Origin of the sequence: Kitasatospora sp. MY 5-36, assembly GCF_001182915.1 — a bacterium.
Lineage (GTDB): Bacteria > Actinomycetota > Actinomycetes > Streptomycetales > Streptomycetaceae > Kitasatospora.
On the sequence record NZ_LFVW01000548.1, the window covers coordinates 1 to 7,862 of the forward strand.

The window sequence follows — 7,862 nt, forward strand, 5'->3', positions numbered from 1 at the left end:
CGCGGGCGGGCGGCGGGGGGCAGCCAGCGGGCCGTCACCAGCGCGAGGGCGGCCAGCAGGGCGAGGATTTCCAGGGGGGACATGGGCCTCACCCTGGGTTTGGCCGTGGGCCTGGCGGTGGCCCTGGCGGCGCCGGTCTGCCTCGAATTCCTGTCCGTGTACGTCATGGTCCGGACGGTAGAGGCCGAGACCCCCTTGGCACCCGACCCGAAAGTCAAGCAATGCCCCTGACGATGGTCAGGGTTGACATCACGTCACAGCGATCGGCCACGTACCCTGCGCCCATGCCGGATCCCTCCCCGCTCGCCGTCCCCACCCGCTTCGACGGAGCCCCCGACCGCGTCGCGCTCGTCGTCCCGGGCGTCGGGTACACGCCCGCCAGGCCCCTCCTCCACTTCGCCCGCTCGGTGCTCCTCCGGCACGGCTGGACGGTCCAGGAGCTGTGGTGGCAACTCCCGGACGATTTCCGGGCGTTCGAGCCGGAGGACCGGACCGCCTGGGTCGAGCGGCAGGTCGCCGAGGCCGTCGACGCCGAGCGCGGCGCCTGCCGCCTGCTCGTCGGCAAGTCCCTGGCCTCCTTCGCCTGCGGTGTTGCCGCCGACCGCGGCCTCGTCGCAGCCTGGCTGACCCCCGTCCTGACCTCCGAGCCGGTCGCCCGCGCCCTCGCCCGCGCCGAAGCCCCGACCCTCCTCGTCGGCGGCGGCGCCGACAAGCTGTGGGACCGCCGGACCGCCGAATCGACCGGACACGAGGTCCTCGAAGTACCCGCCGCCGACCACGGCTTGGAGCTGCCGGACGACCCCCTGGGCTCGATCGACGTCCTGCGGCAGGTCACCTCCCGCCTGGACCGCTTCGTCGCCTCCCTGGCGACGGGGGCGTAGGGACGGAAGCCCTGCGGGGCAGAGACCGCCGTGGCCGGGCCGAGCCGCTGCTACCGGTGCGGCCGCACCGGCTTCGCAAGCCCGGCCGTCGGCCGCTGGGCGACCGGGGCTGTCCGCAGGGGAGCCTGTTCGTGTCGCATACCGGGATCCAAGGGGATTGGCCGCCGCGGGAGCCCGGCTTCGGCTCGGGCATGACCTGCCGGCGCCGACCGCGGGGACCGGCACCAGGCCAGGGAGCGGCCGCGCCCGGCCGCTTGAAGCATCACGTGGTCACCGCCGGCCGGGGCACACCGCCGGCCACCGCCACGACGTCACCCGGCTGCTGCCGCTGCCGCTGCCGCACGCGATTCCGCGCATCCACGGGAAGACCGGTCGGCCGCGCCAACGGCCGTGGCGGTTGTTCCCCGACCGCGGCTACGACGTCGACAGGTATCACTGCCTGGTTTCGTGGAAGCGCGGCAGCGAGCCGGTCATCGCCCGCCGGTGCCACCATCCGGCGCCGATGTGGCCAAGGGCGCCCGGATGCCCGCTTACCGGGAGTCGGTCGGCCGTCCGGGCGCGACCACTGGCAGGTCTCGCTCCTCGGCTGCGTCGGCCAGGCGCTTGTCGTAGGTGACGAAGGCGGTGAGCGCGTGCTCGAGGTGCTCGGCAGTGGCGAGGTGGATGGCGTCGAGGGTGCGGAGGCGTCGGGTGGGGAACAGGCAGGCGGCCCTGAGGACGGGATCGGAGAGCCGGACGCGGAGAAGCCGGTCGAGCAGGTCCACCGACGCGTCCAGCAACTCCTTTGGTGCACCGACCCGGATCAGCGCGCGCGGCACCTCGACCTGGGCCAGCGCGCTGGTCGCGTGGCCCTCGGAGCCGTGCGAGGAGAGGAACGTGCGCAGCGCGCTGGATTCGTCCTCAAGTACCAGAAGTTTGAGGATCGCGCGTGAGTCGAGGTAGATCAATGGCCTTCCTCCTCCCGCATGGCGTGCAGGGCGTCGGCGGCCGACGCGAGCCCGGCGCCGGATTCGGGCAACGTCCAGTCGGCCAGGCCACGCGCGGTGGCGGCGTTCTCGGGGGCGATCGTGCCGTCTCGAACGAGGTCCTCCAGCACCCGCTGTTCCGGGTCGGGCGGCGCGAGGACGGCGATCAGCCGCCCGTTGCGGGTGATCTCCACGCGTTCGCCGGCCGCGACCCGGTCGATCAACTCGCTGGCGTGCTGCTGGAGCTGTCGGATGGGGACTCTGGCTGTCATACGACTCACGGTAGAGCCAGGCGTGCGGCGATTACGAGGAATGTGCGTCGACTTCACACGAACGAGTGCCGCCATGCCCCGGGAACCCGTGCTGGCGCCCGCCGATGGTGGTGGCGAGGGCGGCGGCCAGCAGGACGAGGGCGGACCAGGGCAGGGCGGCCGGCCCGGCGTGGTCGAGGAGGAGGCCGCCGGCCAGGCCGCCGATGGCGATGCCGAGGTTCCAGCAGGTGACGAGCAGCGACTGGGCGATGTCCCCGGCCGGGCCGGCCGCGTCGGCGACGGCGGTCTGGAGGAGGGTGGCGGCGCCGCCGAAGCCGAGGCCCCAGAGTGCGGCGGCGGCGTAGGCGGGCCGGCCGGTCGAGCCGAGCAGGGAGGCGGCGAGGAGCAGGGCCGCGGCCGCGAGGAGGACGGAGGCGGCGATGGTCAGGGGGCGCAGGTACCGGTCGATGAGGGCGCCGGTGCCGAGGATGCTCACCAGTGAGGACAGTCCGATGACGAGCAGGACGGTGTCCGTCCGGCCGTCGAGCCCCAGCGGCGCGAGCAGGGCGGCGACGTACGTGTAGAGGACGTTGTGGGCGAGCACGAAGGTCGCCGTGACGGCCAGGACGGTGGCCACGCCCGGCGTCCGCAGCACCTGCCGGACGGGGACGCGGGCCTGGTCGGCGCGGCCGGGCAGTGGCGGGAGCGCGAGCAGCATCCAGCCGACCAGTGCCACGGCGATCACGCTCATCAGCCCGAAGGTGACCCGCCAGCCCACCAGGCCGGCGAGCAGGGTGCCGGCGGGCACGCCCACCGACAGGGCGACGGTCGAGCCGGCCATGGCGACGGCCATCGCCCGTCCGCGCTGTTCCGGCGCGACGATGCCCCGGGCGTACCCGGCCAGCAGTGCCCAGAGCAGTCCCGCGACCAGGCCGGCCGCGAACCGGGCGGCCATGGTGAGCGGGTAGTCGGGTGAGACGGCGGTGACGGCGTTGGCCGCGGCGAAGCCGCCGACGGCGACCAGTAGCAGGCGCTTGCGCGGCAGGCGGCCGGTGGCGGCGGTCAGCGGGATGGCGGCCGCGATGGAGCCGACGGCGTAGAGGGTGACGGACTGCCCGGCGGCGGACTGGCCGACGCCGAGGTCGGCGCTCATCGCGGGCAGTACTCCGGCGGGCAGGGCCTCGGTCATGATCGTGACGAATCCGGCGGTGCTCATGGCCAGCAGTGCGGGCCAGGGCAGCCTCGGTACGGGGGCCACCGGCTGTGCGGGGGTGCGGAGTTCGGGAGTGGACATGGGCCCGATCGTCTATCGTTGACATTCGTGTCAAGGTCCAGCCGGGATGGCGCCGGCCCGGGGTGAGGGTGGTCACACATGCGCATCGGCGAGCTCGCCCGGCGGGCGGAGACCACTCCGCGCCTGCTGCGCTACTACGAGCAGCAGGGGCTGATCACACCGCGTCGTGAGGCGAACGGCTACCGCGCGTACGACGAGTACCTCGTGGACCGGGTGCTGCAGATCCGCGGGCTGCTGGACGCGGGGCTGCCGACCCGGATCATCAAGCAGATCCTGCCCTGCCTGGACACCCTGGACGCCCCGCGGACGATCCACTTCGCCGACGCCACACCGGAGATGCTCGCCACCCTGGAGTCCGAGGCGGACCGGATGACCCGCCGGATCCTGTGCCTGACGCGCAACCGGGACGCCATCCGGGAGTACCTGGACGTGGTCAAGGGCCTCTCCTGATCCACCACCCGAACTCGACGGCTTGACCTTGCCACGGGTGTCAGGGTTGGACGCTGCCGTCATGACCGACACGACCGCCCCCGCGATCCACCACACCGCCTTCGGCGACGGCACCCCGATCGTCCTGATCCACGGCTACACCGTCGACCACCGCGTCCTGCTCCCGCTCGAACCCGCCTTCGCCGACCGCCCCGGCTGGCGGCGCCTCTACCTCGACCTCCCCGGCCACGGCGCCAGCCCCCGGCTGCCGGGCCCGACCTCGGCGGCCGCCCTGGCCGAGGTGCTCTCCGAGTGGATCGAGGCCCAGGTCGGCGGGCGGCCCTTCGCCGTGGTCGGGCAGTCCTTCGGCGGCCAGCTGGCCCGGGCGGTGACCGCGCGCTTCGGCGAGCAGGTGCTGGGCTCGGCGCTGCTGGTGCCGGTGGTGCGCTGGGGTGCCGACCGCGACCTGCCGGAGGAGTCCGTGGTCGAACGCGACGAGGACCTCCTCGCCCGTCTCCCGGCGGCCGACCGCGACCTGTTCCGGTACGTCATGGCCCGCCACACCGGCCCGAGTTGGGAGCTGTTCCAGCGGTACGTCCGGCCCGGCTGGGAGGCGCACGACCGGGCGGCCGCCGCCGAGCTCGAAGCCGACTTCCTGCTGCCGCACTGGCCCGAGCACCGGGCCGCGCGGCACCGTGGCCGCCACCTGCTGGTCACCACCCGGCAGGACGCCCTGGTCGGCTGGCGCGACCAGCTCGCCCTGCTCGACCACTACCCCCGGATGGCCGCCGCCGTCCTCGACGGGGTCGGCCACAACCCCCAGGTCGAGGCCGCCGGCACCGTCCGCACGCTGGTCGGCCGCTGGCTCGACGCACTTCGGCGCTGAGGGCCGGCCCCGGGAACGCCGACGGCCCCGCGACCGGTCGTACCGGTCGCGGGGCCGTCCACCGCCGTCGCAGGAGCTCGGAGCCCGGAGCCCAGAACCCGTGAACCGGCCCCCGGAGCCACGGCTCAGCCGATGGAGCGGGGCAGGCGGGTGGTCAGGTACAGGATGGTGAAGGACCCGAGGAGCTGGATGCCCAGGCAGAGGGCGAGCGCGCGGTCCATGCCGAGGACGGGGGAGAGGGAGAGGTAGAGGGTGCCGAGGGTGGCGACGCCGAGCGCGAGGCTGGACTGCTGGCCGGTGGCGAGGACGCCGCTGCCGACGCCGGCCCGGGCGGCGGGCACCTTGGCGAGGACGACCCGGAACAGCGGGGTGCCGATCAGGCCCTGCCCGATGCCGGCGAGGGCGACGCCCGGGGCCATCCGCAGCGGGGAGAAGTGCGACCAGTCGGCCAGGACGGTCAGGGCGAGGGTGGCGAGGCCGGTGGCCTGGACGACGGCGCCCGCGCTGAGCACCCGGCTGCCCCAGCGGCCGATCAGCCGCGGGCCGGCGAGCGAGGCGGAGAAGTAGCCGACGGCCATCGGGACGAGCGCCCAGCCGGCCGCGACCGGGCCGAGCCTGAGGCCCTGCTGGAGGGCGACCGCGATGACGAACATGAAGCCGCCGAAGCCCGCGAAGTAGGGGAGCGCGATGCCGAGGCCGCGCCGCATCTCCGGGATGCGCAGCAGGGACGGCGGCACCAGCGGAGTGTCCCCGCGCCGCTCGGCGCGCCGCTCGACGACACCGAAGGCGACGGCGAAGACGGGGAACAGCGCCAGCAGCACCCAGGACCAGAGCGGCCAGCCGGCGGCCCGGCCCTCCATCAGCGGGACGAGCAGGGAGAGCAGCGTGGCGGTGAGCAGGACGGTGCCGGGGACGTCGACCCGGGCGGCCGTGGTGGACCGGCTCTCCGGGACGTAGCGGACCGCGAGCACCACGGCGAGCAGCGCGAACGGCACGTTCAGCAGGAACACCGAGCGCCAGCCGGTGCCGAACAGGTCGGCGGCGACCAGCATCCCGCCGAGCACCTGCCCGATCACCACCGAGATCCCGCCGACGGCGCCGTAGACGCTGAGCGCGCGGCCGCGCCGGGCGCCCTCGGTGGCGGCGGTGATGGTGCCGAGCACCTGCGGGATCAGCAGCGCGGCCGAGGCGCCCTGGGCGGCCCGGGCGGCGACCAGGGACCACGCGCCGGGGGCGAGGCCGCAGGCCAGCGAGGTGAGGGCGAAGGCGACGGCGCCGATGACGAAGAGCCGGCGGCGGCCGTAGCTGTCGCCGAGGCGTCCGCCGAGGACGAGCAGGACGGCGAAGGCGATGCCGTAGCCGGCGGCGACCAGTTCCAGGACGGCGGGTCCGGCGGCCAGGTCGTGGTCGATGGTGGGCAGGGCGACGTTGACGATGAAGAAGTCGAGCATCGGCAGGAAGGCGCCGAGCAGGACGGTGACCAGTCCGGCGGTGCCGAGGGTGGCGGCGGGACCGGTGGAGCCGGTGGCGGGACCGGCAGGACCGGTGGAGCCGGCCGGCCCGGTGCCGGAGGTACGGGCGGCCGCGGTGCCCGGGGTGGTGGCGGCGCGGCTCGATGCGGGGGCGACGGTGAGTGGTTGGGTCACGGGTCCTACGATCCGCCGCGCCGTACCCTGGTACCAGAGTGTGGTTATCCAGGTATAAGAAGTACCTGGCAACAGGCTTACGGCTGGCGCATGCTGGGGAGCATGAGCCTGATGACCCCCGCCGCGCAAGACGCCGCGCACAGCGCCGCACAGCGCCGGAGCGCCCCCGGCGACGCCCGTCGGCACGAGCTGGCCGCGTTCCTGCGCAGCCGTCGCGAGCGCCTCGGGCCCGAGCAGGTGGGCCTGCCGATGACCGGCCGCCGCCGGACACCGGGGCTGCGCCGGGAGGAGGTCGCCCAGCTCGCCGCGGTCGGGGTGACCTGGTACACGTGGCTGGAGCAGGCGCGGGACATCCAGGTGTCGGCCCAGGTGCTGGACGCGGTGGCCCGGGCGCTGCTGCTGGACCCGAGCGAGCGCGCCCACCTGTTCACCCTGGCCGGCACGGACGACCCGGCGCCGGTGAAGGAGTGCCCCTCGGTGACCCCGAGCGTGCGGCTGCTGCTGGAGCGGCTGGCGCCGTACCCCGCCGTGGTGCTCAACTCCCGCTACCAGGTGCTGGCGTACAACGCCCAGTACACCGCGGTCGTCGGCGACCTCGACCGGATGGCTCCCGAGGACCGGAACCTGATGTGGATGGCGTTCACGCCCTCGCAGTTCCGCGAGGTGCTGATCGACTACCGCACCGAGCGCCTCGGCATGGTGGCCCGGTTCCGTTCGGCGATGGCCGACCACAGCTCGGAGCCGGCCTGGAAGGCGCTGCTGGCCCGGCTGCTCAAGGCCTCTCCGGACTTCGCGGAGGTCTGGCAGCGGCACGACGTGATGCGGCCGGGCAACGGGATCAAGCGCTTCCAGGTGCCGGACGTCGGGCTGCTGCGCTGCGAGTACACCAACTTCTGGCTCAGCCCGCAGCTGGGGACACGGATGATCACGTACACCCCGCTGGACGACGAGACCCGCGCGCTGATGGACCGCCTGCCCACCGGGGCCTAGGGAGTTCCTCGGGCTCGTGTCGGCCGGGCGGCGTCGACGTGCCTCAGCCCCGTACCGCCGCGTCCCGCCCGAGCCGCAGGCACACCACGGCGAGCGGCAGTTCTATGCAGGAGGCCATGACCAGCGCGGCGAGCACCGCGTGGCCCGGCCCGGCGCAGGCGATGTCGGCCAGCGCGTCCCCGGTGAGCAGCAGGGCCACCGCCGCGCCCGCCCACAGCGCGGCGGGGCTGCGGCGGCGCAGCAGCGCGTCCAGCGAGAGCAGGGCGGCGAACTCGGTGAGGTCGAGCACGACCCACGGGGTCTCGTGGCAGACGGCGAGGACCGCCAGCCAGGGCAGCAGCGCGACCGCGGCCAGGACCGGGACCTGGGCGAAGCGCGCGGGCAGGACGGACGAACGGGCGGGGCCGAGGGCAAGGGCGAAGGTGCCGCTCACGCCGCACCCCGGCCGCGCTCCCGGACCCGCTCCAGCGGCAGCCGCTCGGCGGCCCCGCCCGCCGTGTGCTCGACCCGCACCGCGTCG

At 74.4% G+C, this 7,862-nt stretch carries 9 protein-coding genes; 4 read left to right on the plus strand and 5 right to left on the minus strand.

The genetic code is table 11. From position 1 onward, the window contains the following. The first annotated feature begins 284 nt into the window (after window positions 1-284). A complete protein-coding gene (locus tag AE652_RS29695) occupies window positions 285-881 on the plus strand; it encodes an alpha/beta hydrolase (RefSeq protein ID WP_049657047.1) in 597 nt (198 codons plus the stop codon). Window positions 882-1,411: 530 nt separating this feature from the next. Here AE652_RS29695 and AE652_RS29700 read toward each other — a convergent pair. Genes AE652_RS29700 through AE652_RS29710 form a run of 3 tightly spaced genes read right to left on the minus strand, consistent with a single transcriptional unit; the run spans window position 1,412 to window position 3,391 of the window. Then, window positions 1,412-1,828 (minus strand): type II toxin-antitoxin system VapC family toxin, encoded by a 417-nt coding sequence (locus AE652_RS29700; RefSeq protein WP_049657049.1) that lies wholly within the window; start codon window positions 1,826-1,828, stop codon window positions 1,412-1,414. Further along, window positions 1,825-2,118, minus strand: coding sequence for a type II toxin-antitoxin system Phd/YefM family antitoxin (locus tag AE652_RS29705; RefSeq protein WP_063780313.1), 294 nt, complete (start codon window positions 2,116-2,118; stop codon window positions 1,825-1,827). Before AE652_RS29705 ends, AE652_RS29700 begins: the two co-directional genes overlap by 4 nt. A 31-nt stretch (window positions 2,119-2,149) precedes the next feature. Continuing rightward, a complete protein-coding gene (locus tag AE652_RS29710) occupies window positions 2,150-3,391 on the minus strand; it encodes an MFS transporter (protein ID WP_049657052.1) in 1,242 nt (413 codons plus the stop codon). A 78-nt stretch (window positions 3,392-3,469) separates the two neighbouring features. On the opposite strand from AE652_RS29710, the gene AE652_RS29715 reads away from it, so the two are divergent. Together AE652_RS29715 and AE652_RS29720 are read left to right on the plus strand one after the other, a co-directional pair. Beyond that, window positions 3,470-3,841 carry a MerR family transcriptional regulator gene (locus tag AE652_RS29715; RefSeq protein WP_049657054.1) on the plus strand — a complete coding sequence of 124 codons (372 nt, stop codon included), beginning with the start codon at window positions 3,470-3,472 and terminating at the stop codon, window positions 3,839-3,841. Window positions 3,842-3,902: 61 nt separating this feature from the next. Then, window positions 3,903-4,706 carry an alpha/beta fold hydrolase gene (locus AE652_RS29720; RefSeq protein WP_049657055.1) on the plus strand — a complete coding sequence of 268 codons (804 nt, stop codon included), beginning with the start codon at window positions 3,903-3,905 and terminating at the stop codon, window positions 4,704-4,706. A gap of 125 nt (window positions 4,707-4,831) precedes the next feature. Here AE652_RS29720 and AE652_RS29725 read toward each other — a convergent pair whose 3' ends face one another. Beyond that, entirely contained in the window at window positions 4,832-6,352 is a 1,521-nt protein-coding gene (locus AE652_RS29725) for an MFS transporter (protein WP_369808341.1), read from the minus strand. A 111-nt stretch (window positions 6,353-6,463) separates the two neighbouring features. Between AE652_RS29725 and AE652_RS29730 the strand changes: the two genes are divergently transcribed. Continuing rightward, a complete protein-coding gene (locus AE652_RS29730) occupies window positions 6,464-7,342 on the plus strand; it encodes a helix-turn-helix transcriptional regulator (protein WP_049657061.1) in 879 nt (292 codons plus the stop codon). Between the two features lie 43 nt (window positions 7,343-7,385). Here the strand turns inward: AE652_RS29730 and AE652_RS29735 are convergent, their stop codons facing one another. Next, entirely contained in the window at window positions 7,386-7,775 is a 390-nt protein-coding gene (locus AE652_RS29735) for a hypothetical protein (RefSeq protein WP_049657058.1), read from the minus strand. Window positions 7,776-7,862 lie beyond the last annotated feature (87 nt).